General features: G+C 43.9%; 24 protein-coding genes. 1 reads left to right on the forward strand and 23 read right to left on the reverse strand.

What is annotated here, in order from left to right:
* The 8 genes from nuoK to PFZ69_RS07430 are packed head-to-tail and all read right to left on the reverse strand — an operon-like array spanning position 1 to position 5,458.
* Complete coding sequence (gene nuoK / locus PFZ69_RS07395) at positions 1 to 315, reverse strand: NADH-quinone oxidoreductase subunit NuoK (RefSeq protein WP_270180365.1); 315 nt, start codon at positions 313 to 315, stop codon at positions 1 to 3.
* Complete coding sequence (locus tag PFZ69_RS07400; protein ID WP_270180366.1) at positions 312 to 827, reverse strand: NADH-quinone oxidoreductase subunit J; 516 nt, start codon at positions 825 to 827, stop codon at positions 312 to 314. Before PFZ69_RS07400 ends, nuoK begins: the two co-directional genes overlap by 4 nt.
* A complete protein-coding gene (gene nuoI / locus PFZ69_RS07405) occupies positions 824 to 1,243 on the reverse strand; it encodes an NADH-quinone oxidoreductase subunit NuoI (protein WP_270180367.1) in 420 nt (139 codons plus the stop codon). The genes PFZ69_RS07400 and nuoI overlap by 4 nt, the downstream gene beginning before the upstream one ends.
* A 34-nt stretch (positions 1,244 to 1,277) precedes the next feature.
* Positions 1,278 to 2,282, reverse strand: a complete 1,005-nt coding sequence (gene nuoH, locus PFZ69_RS07410) for an NADH-quinone oxidoreductase subunit NuoH (protein ID WP_270180368.1) — start codon at positions 2,280 to 2,282, stop codon at positions 1,278 to 1,280.
* Complete coding sequence (locus PFZ69_RS07415; protein WP_270180369.1) at positions 2,282 to 3,382, reverse strand: NADH-quinone oxidoreductase subunit D; 1,101 nt, start codon at positions 3,380 to 3,382, stop codon at positions 2,282 to 2,284. The genes nuoH and PFZ69_RS07415 overlap by 1 nt, the downstream gene beginning before the upstream one ends.
* A gap of 2 nt (positions 3,383 to 3,384) precedes the next feature.
* Positions 3,385 to 4,623, reverse strand: coding sequence for an NADH-quinone oxidoreductase subunit C (locus tag PFZ69_RS07420; RefSeq protein ID WP_270180370.1), 1,239 nt, complete (start codon positions 4,621 to 4,623; stop codon positions 3,385 to 3,387).
* Positions 4,620 to 5,138, reverse strand: coding sequence for a NuoB/complex I 20 kDa subunit family protein (locus PFZ69_RS07425; RefSeq protein ID WP_270180371.1), 519 nt, complete (start codon positions 5,136 to 5,138; stop codon positions 4,620 to 4,622). Before PFZ69_RS07425 ends, PFZ69_RS07420 begins: the two co-directional genes overlap by 4 nt.
* Positions 5,129 to 5,458 (reverse strand): NADH-quinone oxidoreductase subunit A, encoded by a 330-nt coding sequence (locus PFZ69_RS07430; protein WP_270180637.1) that lies wholly within the window; start codon positions 5,456 to 5,458, stop codon positions 5,129 to 5,131. Before PFZ69_RS07430 ends, PFZ69_RS07425 begins: the two co-directional genes overlap by 10 nt.
* Before the next feature lie 181 nt (positions 5,459 to 5,639).
* Here PFZ69_RS07430 and PFZ69_RS07435 point away from each other — a divergent pair, with 181 nt between their 5' ends.
* The gene (locus tag PFZ69_RS07435; protein WP_270180372.1) at positions 5,640 to 6,116 is read left to right on the forward strand and encodes a YbgA family protein; all 477 of its coding nucleotides are present in this window, start codon (positions 5,640 to 5,642) and stop codon (positions 6,114 to 6,116) included.
* A gap of 19 nt (positions 6,117 to 6,135) precedes the next feature.
* Here the strand turns inward: PFZ69_RS07435 and PFZ69_RS07440 are convergent, their stop codons facing one another.
* The 15 genes from PFZ69_RS07440 to PFZ69_RS07510 form a co-directional block, all read right to left on the reverse strand.
* Positions 6,136 to 6,537, reverse strand: coding sequence for a F0F1 ATP synthase subunit epsilon (locus PFZ69_RS07440; protein ID WP_270180373.1), 402 nt, complete (start codon positions 6,535 to 6,537; stop codon positions 6,136 to 6,138).
* A gap of 273 nt (positions 6,538 to 6,810) precedes the next feature.
* Positions 6,811 to 8,223, reverse strand: a complete 1,413-nt coding sequence (gene atpD, locus PFZ69_RS07445; protein WP_270180374.1) for a F0F1 ATP synthase subunit beta — start codon at positions 8,221 to 8,223, stop codon at positions 6,811 to 6,813.
* A 180-nt stretch (positions 8,224 to 8,403) separates the two neighbouring features.
* A complete protein-coding gene (locus PFZ69_RS07450; protein WP_270180375.1) occupies positions 8,404 to 9,267 on the reverse strand; it encodes a F0F1 ATP synthase subunit gamma in 864 nt (287 codons plus the stop codon).
* 50 nt (positions 9,268 to 9,317) lie between these two features.
* Complete coding sequence (gene atpA / locus PFZ69_RS07455; protein WP_270180376.1) at positions 9,318 to 10,826, reverse strand: F0F1 ATP synthase subunit alpha; 1,509 nt, start codon at positions 10,824 to 10,826, stop codon at positions 9,318 to 9,320.
* 19 nt (positions 10,827 to 10,845) lie between these two features.
* The gene (locus PFZ69_RS07460; protein ID WP_270180377.1) at positions 10,846 to 11,400 is read right to left on the reverse strand and encodes a F0F1 ATP synthase subunit delta; all 555 of its coding nucleotides are present in this window, start codon (positions 11,398 to 11,400) and stop codon (positions 10,846 to 10,848) included.
* Positions 11,397 to 11,912: a F0F1 ATP synthase subunit B gene (atpF, locus tag PFZ69_RS07465; RefSeq protein WP_270180378.1), complete on the reverse strand. Its 516-nt coding sequence runs from the start codon at positions 11,910 to 11,912 to the stop codon at positions 11,397 to 11,399. Before atpF ends, PFZ69_RS07460 begins: the two co-directional genes overlap by 4 nt.
* 110 nt (positions 11,913 to 12,022) lie before the next feature.
* Positions 12,023 to 12,235: a F0F1 ATP synthase subunit C gene (atpE, locus tag PFZ69_RS07470; protein ID WP_224884350.1), complete on the reverse strand. Its 213-nt coding sequence runs from the start codon at positions 12,233 to 12,235 to the stop codon at positions 12,023 to 12,025.
* Positions 12,236 to 12,305: 70 nt separating this feature from the next.
* Complete coding sequence (gene atpB, locus PFZ69_RS07475; protein WP_270180379.1) at positions 12,306 to 13,019, reverse strand: F0F1 ATP synthase subunit A; 714 nt, start codon at positions 13,017 to 13,019, stop codon at positions 12,306 to 12,308.
* Positions 13,020 to 13,038: 19 nt separating this feature from the next.
* Entirely contained in the window at positions 13,039 to 13,407 is a 369-nt protein-coding gene (locus PFZ69_RS07480; RefSeq protein WP_270180380.1) for an ATP synthase subunit I, read from the reverse strand.
* Positions 13,408 to 13,596 carry an AtpZ/AtpI family protein gene (locus PFZ69_RS07485; protein ID WP_270180638.1) on the reverse strand — a complete coding sequence of 63 codons (189 nt, stop codon included), beginning with the start codon at positions 13,594 to 13,596 and terminating at the stop codon, positions 13,408 to 13,410. It abuts the gene before it with no gap.
* A gap of 571 nt (positions 13,597 to 14,167) precedes the next feature.
* Complete coding sequence (gene upp, locus PFZ69_RS07490) at positions 14,168 to 14,797, reverse strand: uracil phosphoribosyltransferase (protein WP_270180381.1); 630 nt, start codon at positions 14,795 to 14,797, stop codon at positions 14,168 to 14,170.
* A 204-nt stretch (positions 14,798 to 15,001) separates the two neighbouring features.
* Positions 15,002 to 16,249, reverse strand: a complete 1,248-nt coding sequence (gene glyA, locus PFZ69_RS07495) for a serine hydroxymethyltransferase (RefSeq protein WP_270180382.1) — start codon at positions 16,247 to 16,249, stop codon at positions 15,002 to 15,004.
* A 206-nt stretch (positions 16,250 to 16,455) separates the two neighbouring features.
* Entirely contained in the window at positions 16,456 to 17,028 is a 573-nt protein-coding gene (locus PFZ69_RS07500) for a TIGR01440 family protein (protein WP_270180383.1), read from the reverse strand.
* Between the two features lie 14 nt (positions 17,029 to 17,042).
* Entirely contained in the window at positions 17,043 to 17,483 is a 441-nt protein-coding gene (rpiB, locus tag PFZ69_RS07505; protein ID WP_270180384.1) for a ribose 5-phosphate isomerase B, read from the reverse strand.
* On the reverse strand, positions 17,480 to 18,112 hold the full coding sequence (locus tag PFZ69_RS07510) for a low molecular weight protein arginine phosphatase (RefSeq protein WP_270180385.1): 633 nt from the start codon (positions 18,110 to 18,112) through the stop codon (positions 17,480 to 17,482). Before PFZ69_RS07510 ends, rpiB begins: the two co-directional genes overlap by 4 nt.
* Positions 18,113 to 18,263 lie beyond the last annotated feature (151 nt).

Below are 18,263 nucleotides of genomic sequence, written 5' to 3' on the forward strand. Positions count from 1 at the left end.
CTACTTTTTTAATGTGTTCATTTCATCGACATTAACCGTTGCTCGATTGCGATACAGAGCGATCAGAATAGCAAGCCCGACCGCAGCTTCTGCGGCTGCTACCGTTATCGTGAACAACGAGAAGACTTGCCCACGAATCGAAGCACCTACGCCGTATTTAGCAAAAGCAACAAGGTTTACGTTCACAGCATTCAGCATGAGCTCGATCGATATCAGAACGATTACGGCATTTCGTTTCGTTAGTGCACCATAAAGTCCCATACAGAAAAGTAATAACGCCGTGACAAGGTAAGCAGAAAGCGGTATCGAACTCATGACTGCTCACCTTCTTTCTTGGTTTCCTCTTTCTTAGCGAGGATTACCGCTCCGACAAGAGCGACCAGTAGAACGACCGATACGAGCTCGAACGGGATGACATATTCGGTAAAAAGCATGATCCCGATTTGCTCCGTATTGTTTTCATGTAGCGTGGTGGCCTGACCGCCTAGTGATAGATCTTTAACAGCAAAAAACATGATTAAAAAGAAAGCGGTTATTCCAGATAGAACGATTCCTTTCTTAACGAAGCCTGTCTTCTTCTCTTCACCGGTATGCTTCGTGAGCATAATTCCGAAAAGCATGATGATCGTGATGGCACCGGAGTAGATTAAAATCTGAACAACAGCTACAAACTCCGCTGCGAGCATAACGTAAAGTCCGGCTATACCTAGAAACGTTAGAACGAGCGCCATCACCATGTGAACGACTTTTGAGAGATTTAGCATGAGCAAGGCACCGGTGATCGTGATCAGAAAAAGGATGACGAAGACGATTAGCTCTCCATTCATACCTTGTTTTCCTTTCTAAGATTCGTATCATTTTCGTCCAGCCACTCTAGGTTCTTGAACAGATCGTCTCTACTATAAGAAGCGAGTTCAAAGTTATTCGTCATAATAATCGCCTCCGTTGGACAAACCTCTGTGCAGAGATCACATAGAATGCAGATTTCAAAATTAATGTCGTACGTATCGATGATCTTCCCTTTTTTTGAAGGGTCAGGATGCTTCTTTCCCGTTAAGGTGATGCAATCTGTCGGACAAATCGCTGCACATTGATTACAAACGATGCATTTCTCAGGGTAGAATTTCTGTATGCCTCTAAATCGATCGGGCATTTCGAGCGGTTTCTCTGGATAGCCATACGTAACTTTTTCCTTCGTTAGGTTCTTAAGGGTGTAAGCTAACCCTTTCGCTAGTCCTCGCATGCTCTGCTTCCTCCCTTTTTAAACCGAATCTGATTTAAAACGACCGGAATAGTTCGATTAAAATCGTCGTAATAAAGATATTTGCTAGTGCGAGTGGAAGGAGTACCTTCCATCCAAATGACATTAATTGATCTGCTCGAAGACGTGGGAATGTCGCCCTGATCCAAATCATGACGAATACGATAGAGATGAATTTAAGTGCGAACCAGATAAATCCAGGTACAAAATCTAAAAACGGAATCGCTTGCCATCCCCCTAAAAAGAGAATGGTAGTTAACGATGCCATGGCAAAAAGATAGACGTACTCAGCGAGCATGAAGAATGCCCACCTGAACCCCGAATATTCAACGTGATAGCCTGCTACGAGCTCTGACTCGGCCTCTGGTAGATCGAATGGCGTTCGATTAAGTTCTGCTACAGATGCGATCAGAAAGATGAAAAATGCGAGCGGCTGCTTGAAGATGAATGCGACGTTTTCCTGCGCCATAATAATTTCGTTCAGATTAAGAGTGCCTGTTAATAGAATGATTCCGATGACACTCATGACGAGTGGGATTTCATAAGAGATCATTTGAGCAGCTGATCGCATACTCCCTAACAACGCATATTTATTGTTCGATGCCCACCCTCCAGCAAGAATGCCGATCGTTGTTATTCCTGATATCGCAATGTAAAAAAGCAATCCTACTCCGATATCTGCAAACGAAATCCGTTCGGTGAACGGTAATACGGCAATTATGATGAAGGCAGGAGCAAACGCAATGACAGGTGCGATGATAAAAAGCGGACGATCGGCGTCTCTAGGAATGGTATCTTCTTTCAATAATAGTTTCAGAACATCTGCAACCGTCTGAAGAAGACCAAACCTGCCACCGACTCTGTTCGGACCGTGTCTGAGCTGCATGAAGCCGAGCACTTTCCGCTCCGCTAAGATGGCATACGTTACAAATCCAAGAACGACCATCAGCATTGCTGTACCAGCAAGGAAAAACCCTCCCGTTTGCCAGTATCCTGGTGTGGAAGTGAGCCATTCACTCATCAACCATCCACCTCCCCGAGAACGATATCGATCCCTCCTAAGATTGCGATCAAGTTGGATATATTTTCTCCTTCAAGTAATTCAGGGAGAATCTGAAGGTTATAAAAGGACGGCCTTCTAAACTTGAGGCGGTACGGCTCTTTTTTCCCTTTGGATGCTATGTAACAGCCGATCTCACCACGTGGAGATTCGATCCTTACATACGTTTCACCAGCAGGAGGTTTAATAATTCTCGGCACTTTCGCCATGATGGCTCCTTCCTCAGGAATTTGATCAGCAGCCTGTTCAACGATTTTCAACGCTTCTTCAATTTCCCCCATCCGGCAGTAGTAACGTGAAAGGGCATCTCCTTCATGAAAGACTGGCACATCAAAGTTGAATCTTTCATAGATGGAGTAAGGTTCATTTTTTCTCAGATCCCAGTCTACCCCTGTACAGCGCAAGTTCGCTCCGCTAAGAGAGTAAGAGAGTGCCGTTTCTCTCGAATAGGTTCCGACCCCTTTTAACCTAGCCATAAAGATTTCATTTCCTGTAACGAGATCGTGGTAGCCTGCTAGCTGCTCTCTCATATATGGCACAAATTCACGCACCTTAGTAAGCCATCCTTCTGGTGCATCCCACTTCACACCGCCCACCCTCATATAGTTGAATGTGAGACGTCCTCCAGATATCTCATTTAGTAGATTAATAATGACTTCCCGCTCTCGAAACGCGTAAAGAAAGGGGCTCATGGCTCCAATATCTAAGAGATACGTACCGAACCAGACAAGGTGGCTCGCTATTCTTCCAAGTTCCATGACGATCACTCTCAAATATTCTGCTCGTTCTGGTAGTTCCATCGCCATCATCGTTTCTACAGCATGACAAAGGATATAATTATTTGTCATCGCAGCGAGATAATCCATTCGATCTGTATATGGAATAATCTGCGTATACTGTAGGTTTTCAGCAATCTTCTCAGTTCCTCTGTGGAGGTAACCGATAACAGGTGTTGCCTCTTTGATCACTTCACCATCAATCTTGAGGACGATGCGAAACACGCCATGTGTACTGGGGTGCTGCGGCCCTACATTCAAAAGCATTTCCTCAGTACGAATCATCGTTACACCTCCACATCGTATGGCTCGTAATCTTTTCTAAGAGGATGCCCTACCCAATCATCAGGCATCATGATTCTAGACAGATTTGGATGACCTTCGAACACGATGCCAAGGAGGTCGTATGCCTCACGCTCTGGCCAGTTTGCTCCTGACCAAAGTGGTGTGATCGACTGTATCACAGGGTTTTCACGATCGATTTTCACTTTAAGTGCAACACTCTGTTTATTTATATAAGAATAGAAGTGATTGTAGATTTCCATATGTGTTTCAAAGTCTGTGCCGTGCGTTTCGGATAGGTAGTCAAAAGCGAGAAGTTCGTTAAATTTCAGGAACTCTGCTAATCGATAATACGACTCTTTCTTTGCTACGAGCGTCGGCACATCTTTCGCAAGGCGGTTAATATAAGCATCCTCCACCAAATCATCACCTAAGTTTTCTTTTATTATTTCGAGGTAGCGATCTAAGAGAGGTTGATTTGGAGAGGGCTTGACCTCTTCTGCCTCCTCTTCCTTTGCCTTTCCTTTCGCTTTTGCCGCTGCGGCGGCTTTTGCTTTTGCCTTGGCAGCTGCGACTGCTTTTGCTTTCTCATCGTCACCAGATCCAGACTTTTTCTTCAGAGCAGCTGCCTTCGCTTTCGCCGCTGCAACTGCCTTTTTCTTTGCAAGATCTGGGTCTTCTTCCGTCTCTGACGCTTCACCCTCCTGCTCTTTTTTCTTTCTTAAGGCAGCTGCCTTTGCTTTTGCTGCTGCGACTGCCTTTTTCTTTGCAAGATCTGGGTCTTCTTCCGTTTCTTTCGCTTCACCCTCCTGCTCTTTTTTCTTTCTTAAGGCAGCTGCCTTTGCTTTTGCCGCTGCGACTGCCTTCTTCTTCGCAAGATCTGCGTCTTCTTCCGTTTCTGACGCTTCACCCTCCTGCTCTTTTTTCTTCCTTAAGGCAGCTGCCTTTGCTTTTGCTGCTGCGACTGCCTTTTTCTTTGCAAGATCTGGGTCTTCTTCCGGCTCTGACGCTTCACCCTCCTGCTCTTTTTTCTTCCTTAACGCTGCCGCCTTTGCTTTCGCTGCTGCAGCGGCTTTCTTTTTCGCTAGCTCAGAATCTTCTTCCTGTGATGCTTCTACTCTATCCTCTGAATCCTCTGCTTTCTTTTCCTCTCGAGCTTTCCGTAATTCAGCTGCTTTTCGTTTCGCTTCTTCTACAGCTTTTCGCTTCTGTTCAGCAAGGTCTTCACGTGAATCATCCGTCATTTATTCGTCACCCGCTTTCCGGTCTTTGCTTCGTAACGAATCTTTTCCTGTAATTTATTTATTCCATAGATGAGTGCTGCAGGGTTCGGTGGACATCCCGGTATGTACACATCGACCGGTACGATTTGATCGACTCCTTTCACAACGGCATATGAGTTGATATACGGTCCTCCTGCAGTTGCACATGAACCCATCGCAATTACCCATTTAGGTTCTGGCATTTGATCATAGAGACGCTTCAATACAGGTGCCATTTTCTTTGTCACCGTACCTGATACGATCATCACATCTGATTGTCTTGGAGACGTTCGAAAAAACGTCCCAAATCGATCTAAGTCATAATGCGAAGCTCCGGACCCCATCATCTCGATTGCGCAGCACGCAAGGCCGAACGTAAGCGGCCAAAGCGAATTACTACGTGCCCAGGATTTTACTTGTTCTAGTGTTGCGAGAAAGACATTCTGCTTCATTTCCTCGAATTCTTCGGGCGTGATATCTTCTATTCTTATATCCATTTCAACACCTTCTTTTTCCAAGCATAAATTAACCCGATTAGAAGCATGACGATGAAAATCATCATCTCAATAAACGCAAAGAAACCGAGTTTCTGATAAGCGACTGCCCATGGGTATAAGAAAACGGTTTCTACATCGAATATGACAAATAGAAGCCCGAATAAATAATATCGGACATTATACTGTATCCAGCTTTGATGGAACGGCTCGATGCCGCTTTCGTAAGTTGTTTGTTTTTCTGCGGTAGGCTTATGGGGGCGGAGGATTTTCCCGGCTGTGAGTGCGACAATAGGTAGTAATAAGCCAAGAAGAAGGAACATCAGCACCAGGAGGTAACTATTTTGGTACACGTTAAGCGATTCACCCAAACAGGATCTCTCCTCTCATCATGCGGTTTACTACTCTCGTATACTAATTCAACATTTTTACCATTATTCTTGCTTTTCTGGAAAAGTTTTTTTAAAATTTCGAACAGAGGTGATCAGTATTTCGTATAAAGAAATGAGAAAAGTAACAGAAAAACTTTGGGCAAGAAATAAATATAGTGTGATGGCGAAAGGATATGAGCACTACAAACGAATCGGTGCTGCTTTTAAAGAGGCGCATTCGATCGATGATTTGTTTAATGTATATACGTTGATTGGAGAAGCTGAACAGTTGCCTCATACTAAAAAAGGTATGCGGACGACCCTCGAGCATATGTGGGGTTATTTTAAAAAACGTGCAGATGAGGAAGAAAAGCAAGCGTTCTTCAGGACAATGAATACCGTTTTAGAGAGTGAACAAAACCTTTCGAAAGAAAATATTGCTCAGCTAAAAACTCTAGTTGAAAATTTATTAGAAAAATACCCTTCAGACTATTTATCTCAAAGTCATTTTATAAAAGTAGATTCTGGGTGGAACGTTGTGTTTCATGAAGATAATATTGAGGGTATAACAAAAGAAGATTATAAAAAAGCATCAGAGAATAAACTCTGATGCTTTTAGCGTATCTGTATTATTTCTTTGCAAGATCTAGACGGTTTACTGCACGCTTAAGTGCTAGCTCAGCACGTCTAAAGTCAACATTATCCTGCTTTGCCTGGTTCAGGCGCTGCTCTGCTCTTTCCTTTGCTGCACGAGCGCGTTCAACGTCGATTTCAGAAGGGTTTTCAGCAGATTCTGCAAGGATTGTTACTTGCTTAGGTCTTACTTCAACAAACCCACCGCTAACGGCCAGTACATGAGTATCAGCTCCATTTTTGAAGCGAACTGCATTGATGGTAAGAGGGGCAACAAGCGGAATGTGACCAGGTAAAATGCCGAGCTCTCCGCTCTGCGCTTTTACACTGACTAATTCAGCTTCCCCTTGGTATACCGGGCCGTCAGGGGTGACTACACTGACTTCCAATGTATTCATCGTACCCCTCCCTGGGTGTGGTAATGATTGAAAAGCGTAAGCGCCTTGGTCACCCCCGACGAGCTTAAGGCGAGCATCAATGTGGCGTTCTTTGCCGCAATGATGATTGACTTAAGACCTAGAGGGGGTAGGCGGTCGCCTTCGCTTTTCTTTAATGTCTAGCTGCATGAGCCAAATCCTTCGGCTGTTTCGCCCCTTCGGTTGAGACACAAATCGTCTCATCCTCACGGGCTCCAACATCCTACGGATTTAAACGGCTCATTCCGCTTTTCTTTACGCCATTTGTTCTGCTTTTTCTACTACTTCTTCGATGCGGCCTACTAGACGGAATGCATCCTCAGGGATGTCGTCGTGTTTGCCGTCAAGGATTTCTTTGAATCCTTTGATCGTTTCTTTAACCGGTACGTAAGATCCTGGCTGACCAGTGAACTGTTCAGCAACGTGGAAGTTCTGAGAAAGGAAGAACTGAATGCGACGAGCACGTGCAACAGTTAGCTTATCTTCGTCAGAAAGCTCATCCATACCAAGGATTGCGATGATATCTTGAAGCTCTTTATAACGCTGTAGCGTTTGCTGAACTTCACGAGCAACAGTATAGTGTTCTTCACCAACAACTTCTGGAGAAAGTGCACGAGAAGTTGATGCAAGTGGATCCACCGCTGGGTAGATACCTTGCTCAGATAGCTTACGCTCAAGGTTCGTCGTAGCATCAAGGTGAGCGAACGTTGTCGCTGGAGCCGGGTCAGTATAGTCATCGGCTGGTACGTAAATTGCCTGAATGGAAGTTACGGAACCTTTGTTAGTCGATGTGATACGTTCCTGAAGTTGGCCCATCTCAGTTGCAAGTGTCGGCTGGTAACCTACTGCTGATGGCATACGGCCAAGCAATGCGGATACCTCAGAACCTGCCTGAGTAAAGCGGTAAATGTTATCGATGAAGAGTAGAACGTCTTGTCCTTGCTCATCACGGAAGTATTCTGCCATTGTCAGACCAGAAAGGGCAACACGCATACGTGCACCTGGTGGTTCGTTCATCTGACCGAATACCATTGCAGTTTTCTTAATAACTCCGGAATCTGTCATCTCGTAGTAAAGGTCGTTACCTTCACGAGTACGCTCACCAACACCTGCGAATACGGAGATACCGCCGTGTTCCTGTGCGATGTTGTTGATCAGTTCCTGGATAAGTACTGTTTTACCTACACCTGCACCACCAAACAGACCGATCTTACCACCTTTTACGTATGGAGCAAGAAGGTCTACTACTTTGATTCCTGTTTCAAGGATCTCAGTAGATGTTGCAAGGTTTTCAAATGTAGGAGCTTGACGGTGAATAGGGTCACGACGAACGTCAGCACTTAGTGCTTCGTCAAGGTCAATGTTTTCTCCTAGTACGTTAAATACACGTCCTAGTGTAATATCTCCAACTGGAACGGAGATCGGTGCACCTGTATCAATCGTTTCAACTCCACGTACAAGACCATCTGTTGAACCCATCGCTACGGTACGAACAGAGTCATCGCCAAGGTGAAGCGCGACTTCAAGCGTAAGATCCATGCTCTTCTCGTCACCGGATTCCGCTTTATAGTTAACTGTAAGGGCGTTGTAGATTTCTGGAAGCTTTCCGCTATCGAACTTTACGTCTACAACCGGACCCATAACCTGGGTAATGTATCCCTTGTTCATCCTGTTCCCTCCTAACTTGCTTTAAGTGCTTTTGAAATAAAGCATTTATCTCAGATAAGTGTCTAGCTACAGTGGCCAGTCCCTCGATCGCTTCACCTTTTAACCTGAACACAAAATCGTGTTCATTTTAAAAGCTTCCAGCGCTTTTCGGGCCTTAACGGCCACTTTCGCTTTTCGTTATTATTCTAATGCCGCCGCACCACTAACAATCTCAGTAAGCTCCTGAGTGATCGCTGCCTGACGCGCACGGTTGTAAGAAAGTGTAAGGCTGCCGATGAGGTCGTCTGCATTGTCAGTCGCACTTCTCATCGCTGTCATACGGGAAGCGTGCTCTGCTGCTTTTGCATCGAGAAGCGCACCGTAGATCAAGCTTTCAGCATATTGAGGAAGCAGGACTTCAAGAATTTCTTCTTCAGAAGGCTCGTACTCATAGCTAGCGAGTGACTTACTTTCACCTGTCTCAATATCCGTTAACGGAAGAAGCTTCTTCTCCGTTAAATCTTGCTGAATGGCACTTACATAGTGGTTATAGTACATATAAAGCTCATCGAAGGCACCATCTTCAAACATCTTAACCGTTCTAGATGCAATGTCTTTAATGTCTGCAAAGGAAGGCTGGTCAGCAAGACCAACGATGCTTTCCACTACAGGCATATCGCGTTTTTTAAAGAAGGATAGTCCTACTTTACCAACTACGATGATGGCATACTCGTCTTTTGAGCTATGACGTTCATTGATCGTTCGATATACATGGCGTAGAACCGAGCTGTTGTATGCGCCCGCTAGACCACGGTCAGATGTGATAACAACATAACCTGTCTTCTTGACGTCACGACTTTCAAGCATCGGATGACTAGCGCCGCTTGACCCAGTAGCGATACTAGCTACAACATCTTGAATCTTTTCCATGTAAGGAACGAATGACTTTGCATTCATTTCTGCACGGTTGAGCTTCGCTGCTGAAACCATCTGCATCGCTTTTGTAATCTGCTTTGTCTTCTTAGTCGAAGTAATTCTCGACTTAATATCGCGTAAAGATGCCACTCATTTTCACCACCTTTTAAGCTGGCCGCGGCGTTTCCGCCGCATCCCTCTTATTCAGAAACTGCGAAGCTCTTTTTGAATTCTTCGATTGCTGCGTTGAATTCTTTTTCGTCTGGAAGAGCTTTTGTTTCGCGAATTGTATTGAAAAGATCTTTCTTATTGTGTTCGATCCAAGTCATCATTTCTGATTCAAAACGCTGAATGTCTTCAACAGGAATATCATCAAGGAATCCGCGAGTCAATGCGTAAAGGATCGCAACCTGCTTCTCTACTGCTAGCGGCTTGTTAAGTCCCTGCTTCAGTACTTCAACTGTACGTGCACCACGGTTTAGCTTAGCCTGAGTCGCTTTATCAAGGTCAGAACCAAACTGAGCAAATGCTTCTAGTTCACGATAAGATGCAAGGTCAAGACGGAGTGTACCCGCAACCTTCTTCATCGCTTTAATCTGAGCGGATCCACCTACACGGGATACGGAAAGACCTGCGTTAACCGCCGGACGTACACCCGAGAAGAAGAGGTCAGATTGAAGGAAGATCTGTCCATCCGTGATGGAAATAACGTTTGTTGGGATATAAGCTGATACGTCACCAGCTTGCGTTTCAATAAATGGAAGGGCTGTTAGTGAGCCGCCTCCTTTTGCATCACTAAGCTTCGCTGCACGCTCAAGTAAGCGGGAGTGAAGATAGAATACATCCCCTGGATATGCTTCACGACCTGGAGGACGACGTAGCAATAGGGAAAGTTCACGGTATGCAGAAGCCTGCTTTGTTAAGTCATCGTATACAACAAGAACGTGCTTGCCGTTATACATGAAGTCTTCACCCATCGTTACACCAGCATATGGTGCTAGGAAAAGAAGTGGAGCCGGCTGAGATGCAGATGCCGTTACAACGATTGTGTAATCAAGTGCACCCTGCTTACGAAGTGTTTCAACAACACCACGAACCGTAGATTCTTTTTGCCCGATCGCAACATAGATACAGATCATGTCTTCTTCTTTTTGGTTAAGAATTGTATCGATCGCAATTGATGTCTTACCAGTCTGACGGTCACCGATGATCAACTCACGCTGTCCACGTCCGATTGGAATAAGAGAGTCAATCGCTTTGATTCCTGTTTGAAGAGGCTCGTGTACGGATTTACGATCCATAACACCTGGAGCCGGACTTTCGATTGGGCGTGTTTTTGAAGTACCAAGTGGACCCTGTCCATCAACAGGCTGTCCAAGAGGGTTAACAACACGGCCAAGAAGCTCTTCACCAACTGGAACCTCCATAATACGGCCAGTACGACGAACTTCGTCACCTTCACGAATATCCGTGTAAGGTCCAAGAATAATGATACCTACGTTATTTTCTTCCAGGTTCTGAGCCATACCCATTACACCATTTGAAAATTCAACAAGTTCTCCTGCCATCACGTTATCAAGACCGTGGGCACGAGCGATACCGTCACCGATTTGGATTACGGTACCTACATCATCAACTTTAATATCAGCTTGATAATCTGAGATCTGTTGCTTTATCAGAGTACTGATTTCTTCAGCATTGATGCTCATGCATATTCACCCCTATCTTCTAGCCTTTCGCTGAAACTAATTGACGTTCCATGCGTTTAAGTTTACCGCTGATACTTCCATCAAAAATGCGATTTCCGACACGTACTTTGATACCACCGATCAAAGTTGGGTCGATCACGTTTTCGATTTGAAGTGTTTTCTTGCCTACTCGTTCTGCAAAAACTGCAGAGATCTTGTTCTGCTCTTCCTCTGAAAGAGGCATTACAGAATACACTTTAGCTGCAGCTGTTTGCTGCTGCTCATTTGCGAACATATGATAGTGGTTGATGAGATCGAAAACGATCGCGATACGATCACGTTCAACCAATGTGAGAAGCGTATTTAAAACTGGCGCTGAAAGTGACTTTCCAAAGCTGTTTTGGATGACTTCTTTCTTTTGCGCATTTGTAAACTTAGGATGTGCGAACACTTCCATCAAGTCGTCAGTTTCATTGAATACATCGTTAACGACTGCAAGCTCTTGCTTCACTTGCTCAACGGTTCCTTGCTCATGAGCAATTTCAAAAAGAGCGTTAGCATAACGTTTTGCGATTACTTCAAGGTCCCTGCTCATTTCTGACCGCCTGCCTGATAAAGGTAGTCATCGATCAGCTTCTGCTGTGAACGCTCGTCCAGTTCCTTCTCAACAACTTTGGAAGCGATCATTACAGATAGAGATGCAACCTGCTCGCGCAGTGCTGCTACAGCAGTTTCACGTTCACGAGCGATGTCAGCTGTTGCTGCTTCTTTCAAGCGTTCAGCCTCAAGACGTGCTGCTTCAATCATTTCCTGACCTTTTTGGTCAGCCATTTTCTTTTGGTTCTCAAGCATAGTTTGCGCTTCTTGACGAACACGCTTCATTTCTTCGCGCTGTTCATTTAAGTAAGCTTCAGCTTCTTTACGGTTCTTTTCAGCAGATTCGATTTCATTAGCGATATGCTGCTCTCGTTCTTTCATGATACCCATCAACGGGCCCCAAGCGAACTTTTTCAATAGAGCAAGAAGCACGATAAATGCGAAAAGCTGATAAAGGATATCACCAGCGTGAATCCCTGTGCCAGCTCCAAGAATTAGACTGTTGAACAACGTGTTCACTCCCTTCAGAGATCATACAAAACGAATGGCGAAGGTTTCATTTCGAAACTTTCTCCGCCATCATGAAACGTTACGATTTTTCTATAAAGTTTCGTAAGTAATTATTGACCCATTACGATAAATGCGATTACTACACCGATGATCGGAAGTGCCTCAACTAGTGCGATACCGATGAACATTGTAGTTTGAAGAGTACCTCTAAGTTCTGGTTGACGAGCGATTCCCTCTACTGTACGTCCTACGATAAGACCGTTACCAATACCGGCACCTACTGCCGCTAGACCTACTGCAATTGCAGCTGCGATTAAACCCATGCTAAATTTCCTCCTTAATATTCATAAAAATAGATTTTTTATATAATGAAAAGTTCATTAATACTGTTCTTTAGTGGTCGTCTGCCACTTTGTGTGCCATGTAAACCATGGTTAGCATTACAAAGATAAACGCCTGAATTGTACCGACAAAGATACTGAATCCTTGCCATGCGAGCATAGGAAGAAAGGCTCCAAGCGCTCCGCCGATTCCTGCAGCTCCAAGTCCAGCTAGGAGTCCAAGCAAGATCTCACCGGCAAAAATGTTTCCGTAAAGACGAAGACCAAGCGTCAATGTGTTTGAAAATTCCTCGATTAACTTGAAAGGAAATAGGAATTTCATTGGGGTAAAGAATCCTTTACCGTATTCCTTTGCACCTTTCATTTTCACACCGTAATAGTGTGTGAGCACCACGACCATCGTTGCTAGTGTCAGCGTGATCGTCGGGTCTGCAGTTGGAGACTTCCACCATAGTTCGTCATTAAACGAAATGGCGAATGGAAGACCAAGCATGTTTGAGACGAAGATATACATGAGTAGCGTCATCCCAAGAAACAAGAATCGTCCTCCTGTTTGCCAGTCCATGGTGCTTGAGATCAGACCTTTCACAAAGTCCATCACCCACTCGATAAAGTTCTGCAAACCAGTTGGTCGCATTGCTAGTGAGCGAGTTGCTACAACTGCAAGGATGAAAACGATAGCGGATGCGATCGTGATCATGAGTACATTGGAAAGATTAAAAGTAATGCCTAATATTTCGCCAGTTGTAGGTGCATTATGTTCCAACAGCTTTTCACCTCTCTTCCTACTTAAAGCGTATTTGAAGTATTGAATCTATGAGAATGATAATGTAGGTCACCATCAACCCAATTACCACACCTAGCAAGTTGAACAGTTCCGGATATCGAGTCGCGATTGCAACAGCTAGTCCAGCCACAGCTAACCTTGTTAAGAAGCCTAGAGATTTTGCTTTCTTCCCTTCTTCAGCAGCTTGTCCAAGTCGATTTATTTTACGGAACATGTTGAATAGGTTATAAATACTAAATATGGTTCCTAGTATTAACCCGAGGAATAATGCTTTGCTTGAGGTAACTCCCCAACCTAGAACGAAGATTGCGAGCAGATACAGGGTGTATTGTAAGTAGCGGCGGAAATGTTGTTTATATTCTGTCATTTAATCTTCCCCTGTAAACTTATGTAGAAGACGAACTAGTCCATATATTCCTCCACCGAGCCCTAACAGGAGTCCGATGACAAGAAAAAGTGGAAAAGTGTCGAAAAGGCTGTCCATCCATTTTCCAAGGAAGATCCCTGTGAGTATCGATCCGACAAGGTAAGACAGGATGGTTGAGTAAAGTGCCATCGCCTTCAAATGAAGCGCCCCTTTTCTGTTGAGGTTAGTTTAGGGAGAGATCGTCTCTCCTGTGCGGATGAAAACCTTATCACTATACCCTTTGTAAGGATACAATAGGCATCCAACCATGTCAATGTGTTTCAAGCAAATGGTGTGATGAACTTCACAAATTGAAATGTGTCCCAAAATCCCCATATACACAAGGATTATAACGCTTTCAAGTCTTCTGCGAAACCTTATATAGAAAAGAGGTAAAATTTAGCGGATAAACTCGAACAATATTGTCACTTTTTTTTCACATTTTATGTGAGTGGGACAGTTTTTAATACAAAAACCGTTCTAATTAGAAGAGGGTTAGCTTGTAAGATTTTTTATGATTTTTTCAGTTTTTGAATAGTACAGACCCCAACAAGATAAAGCGAAGCTAAACTTTCCTTCAACGTTAAAGTAACTACTTTTTTACTTCTGTCACTAATTTGCTTTTAAAAGGATCGGGTTTGAGTGAAGTTTAGTGCGGAGCGGAAGTCACTACATATCTGATAGCAAAAGAAAAACCTCTCCATGTTGGAGAGGTTCTCGATTACTTCGTTCCATAAAGACGATCACCAGCGTCGCCTAGTCCAGGAACAATATATCCTTTTTCGTTCAGTTTTTCATCGAGACCAGCGATGAAAATGTCTACATCTGGATGAGCTTCTTGAAGAAGTTCAACACCTTCTGGAGCTGCGATCAAGCACATCATCTTGATGTTTTGTGCACCGCGCTTCTTGATCGAGTTAATCGCTTCAACAGCGGATCCGCCAGTAGCAAGCATCGGGTCGATCACGATGAATTCACGTTCCTCAATGTCTGCAGGGAGCTTTACATAGTATTCAACCGGCTGAAGTGTTTCAGGGTCACGGTAAAGTCCAACGTGTCCTACTTTTGCAGCAGGAATAAGCTTAAGGATTCCGTCTGTCATACCGAGTCCAGCTCTTAGAATCGGAACAAGTCCGAGTTTTTTACCTGAAAGGACTTTCGATTTCGCTTCAGTTACAGGAGTCTTCACAATGACTTCCTCAGTTGGAAGTTCTCTCGTAATTTCATAAGCCATCAGAGCTGCAACTTCATCGACCAATTCACGAAATTCCTTAGTGCCTGTTTTCTCGTCTCGAATGTATGTAAGCTTATGCTGAATCAATGGATGATCGAACACGTATACTTTACCCATTTGTACAATCTCCCCTTCTCATTTTAGTATCGTTCCACAATCTTCTTCGCAATTTTACAGAAAAACGAGGACTTATTCAAGGTTTTCTAAGATGATAAAATATTCGCACTCATTGATCGAAAATAGGTCATATGCATTGCGAAGACAGTAAAAAAAGGCTATCGAATGTACTCGATAGCCCCTGGGTGTTTTCAATCTTTACTATTAATAGGAAAGATCTTCATACATTGGAAATTTATTTGTTAGATCAATGACACGCTGCTCCGCTTTCTTAAGCACAGCTTCGTCTTCAATGTTGTGAAGAACGTCGCTCATGATACTTGCGATTTCTTCCATTTCTTGCTCACCGAAGCCACGTGACGTAACTGCAGCCGTTCCGATACGGAGTCCGCTCGTTACGAAAGGACTTTGTGGATCGAACGGAATTGTATTTTTATTCGTAGTAATACCGATATCATCAAGCGCTTTTTCAGCAACTTTTCCAGTAATGTCTAGGCTTTGAAGGTCTAATAGTACAAGATGGTTATCCGTTCCATTTGAGACTAGGTTAACGCCTTCCTTTTCAAGAGAAGAAGCTAGTTTTCTAGCATTGTTGATGATGTTCTCAGAGTATTGCTTGAAGTCATCAGATAGTGCTTCTCCAAAAGCCACTGCCTTTGCAGCGATCACGTGCATGAGAGGACCGCCTTGAAGACCTGGGAACATAGACTTATCGATCTTCTTCGCGAACTCTTCTTTACAAAGAATCATTCCACCGCGTGGACCGCGAAGCGTCTTGTGAGTCGTTGTTGTTACGAAATCTGCATATGGAACTGGATTAGGATGGTGTCCAGTTGCGACAAGGCCAGCAATGTGTGCCATATCGACCATCAAATAAGCATCTACTTCATCAGCGATCTCTTTAAAACGCTTGAAGTCGATCTCACGAGGGTATGCACTCGCACCTGCAACGATCAATTTCGGACGATGTTCTTTTGCTTTCTCAAGCACATCATCGTAATCGATGCGATGTGTCTCTTTATCTACACCGTATTCCACAAAATTATATTGAACACCACTGAAGTTTACAGGGCTTCCATGTGTGAGATGACCTCCGTGTGAAAGGTTCATACCAAGAACCGTATCTCCATGATTTAGAACAGTGAAGTACACGCCCATGTTTGCTTGTGCGCCAGAGTGAGGCTGCACGTTAACATGGTCTGCTCCAAATAACTGCTTCGCGCGATCTCTTGCGATGTTTTCAGCTACGTCTACATATTCACAACCACCGTAGTAACGGCGACCTGGGTAGCCTTCTGCATATTTGTTCGTTAGGACAGATCCTTGCGCTTTCATTACAGCTTCAGAAACAAAGTTCTCTGATGCAATTAGTTCAATTTTGCTACGTTGTCTACCTAGCTCGTCCTGAATTGCCTGAAATAACTCTTGATCATGCTTTGCTACTTGTTGCATTGATATCCCCTTTCTATCTCACACATATTTCTATCCTTATAATTTGAATAGTCGTGAATCAATCTCGCTTGCATTGTATCACAGATTTTGAAGACCGTACATTAAATCTCAAAATGTTTCGAATGTTCGCCTTTTCACTTACTGCTTTTGTACCTATAGCCGCTATAAGAAGGGTATAACCTTCTCCTGACCACTATTAATTCTTCTTAGAAACAATGTTCATTCTTACTTGGATAAGATGCTCGTTCTCCTCCGATCAGCTTAGGACGAGATCTTGCCATCGTTAAGTGAGCATGTCCGATCGCCTTGTGTCTGCCTCTGACTGGGACGGCCACGTGCCTAATATGCATGCCGATAAACGTATCACCGATGTCGATCCCTGCATCTGCTGAGATAAATTCAACGAGGACAGGGTCAGTCATTCTTTGAAAAGCATACGTCGCCATCGAGCCACCCGCTTTTACAGTCGGTACAGCGGCTACAATTTCGTATCCTCTTGCTTCGGCTGTTTCACGTTCTACAACGAGGGCACGATTTAAATGTTCACAGCATTGAAAGGCGATGCTAACACCAGTCTCATTCTGAAATGACCCAATGCTTTCATAAACAGCTTCAGCAGCAAAAGTAGTGCCTGCTGTTCCGATTCTTTCTCCCATCACTTCACTCGAACTCATCCCTACCACTAACAGATGCTGTTTAGACAAGCGTGCATCAACTTGTAAATCATCTAGTGCTTCACGGGTATGCAGAGAAATCTGCTGAGCCATTTTCTCATCCATAGCTCATTCCTCCTTTAATTCGTTTCGTAAGCAGTGATCTTACCAACGCGCTTTGCGTGACGACCGCCTTCATAATCTGTTTCAAGCCACACTTTGGCGATTTCTTTCGCGAGTCCTGGTCCAATGATTCGTTCGCCCATCGCAAGTACATTCGAATCATTATGCTGGCGCGTTGCTTTTGCACTGAAAAGGTCATGAACGAGCGCACATCGAATGCCTTCAACTTTATTGGCTGCGATCGACATGCCGATGCCTGTACCACAAATGAGGATACCGCGGTCCGCTGTCCCATTCGCAACATTCTCTGCTACTGGAATCGCATAGTCAGGATAATCCACCGATTCTTTACAATCACACCCAAGATCGATGACCTCCATTCCTAATTCTTTTATCACTCCAATAATGTCATCCTTAATCATAACTCCTGCGTGATCCGCTCCGATTGCTACTCTCACCGTTCATCCTCCTCATTATCTTCCTCTTTTAATCGTTCGATTAATCGTTCGATCGCATCTTCAATTTCATTATACGTTTCATGATAGTGCTCTAACGATCCACCGAAGGGATCTGAAATATCGATCGAAGGTAGGCTACTCTCTAACTTTTCCAATTCCTTTATTTCTTTTATAAGCTCTTGTTCAAATTCTTTTCTTTTCTTCTCTTCTTCTTCACCACTCAGTCCATTCAATTCATGTACAAAAGTGGCACGCTTCGTTTCGAGTTCTGCTGCTTTTTTTTGATAAGGATCATACATCTCTTCTCCAAACGCATACTCTTTTAACGTACTTACTTTATGCGATAGCTCTGGGAAATCTCTCAAAACTAATGCTTTATGACTTTCTGTCATCGTAAGGAGCAGGTCCCCCCATTCCGCAAGCTCCCGGTCTAGTAAACGAGCACTATGAGAAAAGGAAATGTTCTTATCTTTTAATAAGGTTTCAACCTGTTGGCTCGCTGGGGACCCATTTGCAGCGAAGACGCCTGCAGATTTAACTTCTATATTTCTGTTTTTATGTTTTACGATCGCTTCCGCCATCGGACTTCGACATGTATTCCCTGTGCAGATAAATACTACTTTCAACATAGCCACTCTCCTTCTACCTTTATTATGAGAGATGTCAGGCGATAAATCCACCCTGTTCAACTACGTCCAATCTGTGAAATAATTTTTAATGTAAATGAAACTTTTTGTAACAAGTAAACGTAATACTTGTTACAAGCAAAACCAAGGGGGG

Source organism: Alkalihalobacillus sp. CinArs1, assembly GCF_947387515.1.
Lineage (GTDB): Bacteria > Bacillota > Bacilli > Bacillales > Guptibacillaceae > Guptibacillus.

Coding starts and splice junctions, on each gene's coding strand:
- nuoK (WP_270180365.1), bottom strand. CDS start 315: ATGAGTTCGATACCGCTTTCTGCTTACCTTGTCACGGCGTTATTACTT.
- PFZ69_RS07400 (WP_270180366.1), bottom strand. CDS start 827: ATGAATGGAGAGCTAATCGTCTTCGTCATCCTTTTTCTGATCACGATC.
- nuoI (WP_270180367.1), bottom strand. CDS start 1,243: ATGCGAGGACTAGCGAAAGGGTTAGCTTACACCCTTAAGAACCTAACG.
- nuoH (WP_270180368.1), bottom strand. CDS start 2,282: ATGAGTGAATGGCTCACTTCCACACCAGGATACTGGCAAACGGGAGGG.
- PFZ69_RS07415 (WP_270180369.1), bottom strand. CDS start 3,382: ATGATTCGTACTGAGGAAATGCTTTTGAATGTAGGGCCGCAGCACCCC.
- PFZ69_RS07420 (WP_270180370.1), bottom strand. CDS start 4,623: ATGACGGATGATTCACGTGAAGACCTTGCTGAACAGAAGCGAAAAGCT.
- PFZ69_RS07425 (WP_270180371.1), bottom strand. CDS start 5,138: ATGGATATAAGAATAGAAGATATCACGCCCGAAGAATTCGAGGAAATG.
- PFZ69_RS07430 (WP_270180637.1), bottom strand. CDS start 5,458: ATGTTCCTTCTTCTTGGCTTATTACTACCTATTGTCGCACTCACAGCC.
- PFZ69_RS07435 (WP_270180372.1), top strand. CDS start 5,640: ATGAGAAAAGTAACAGAAAAACTTTGGGCAAGAAATAAATATAGTGTG.
- PFZ69_RS07440 (WP_270180373.1), bottom strand. CDS start 6,537: ATGAATACATTGGAAGTCAGTGTAGTCACCCCTGACGGCCCGGTATAC.
- atpD (WP_270180374.1), bottom strand. CDS start 8,223: ATGAACAAGGGATACATTACCCAGGTTATGGGTCCGGTTGTAGACGTA.
- atpA (WP_270180376.1), bottom strand. CDS start 10,826: ATGAGCATCAATGCTGAAGAAATCAGTACTCTGATAAAGCAACAGATC.
- PFZ69_RS07460 (WP_270180377.1), bottom strand. CDS start 11,400: ATGAGCAGGGACCTTGAAGTAATCGCAAAACGTTATGCTAACGCTCTT.
- atpE (WP_224884350.1), bottom strand. CDS start 12,235: ATGGGTTTAATCGCAGCTGCAATTGCAGTAGGTCTAGCGGCAGTAGGT.
- PFZ69_RS07480 (WP_270180380.1), bottom strand. CDS start 13,407: ATGACAGAATATAAACAACATTTCCGCCGCTACTTACAATACACCCTG.
- PFZ69_RS07485 (WP_270180638.1), bottom strand. CDS start 13,596: ATGGCACTTTACTCAACCATCCTGTCTTACCTTGTCGGATCGATACTC.
- upp (WP_270180381.1), bottom strand. CDS start 14,797: ATGGGTAAAGTATACGTGTTCGATCATCCATTGATTCAGCATAAGCTT.
- glyA (WP_270180382.1), bottom strand. CDS start 16,249: ATGCAACAAGTAGCAAAGCATGATCAAGAGTTATTTCAGGCAATTCAG.
- PFZ69_RS07500 (WP_270180383.1), bottom strand. CDS start 17,028: ATGGATGAGAAAATGGCTCAGCAGATTTCTCTGCATACCCGTGAAGCA.
- PFZ69_RS07510 (WP_270180385.1), bottom strand. CDS start 18,112: ATGTTGAAAGTAGTATTTATCTGCACAGGGAATACATGTCGAAGTCCG.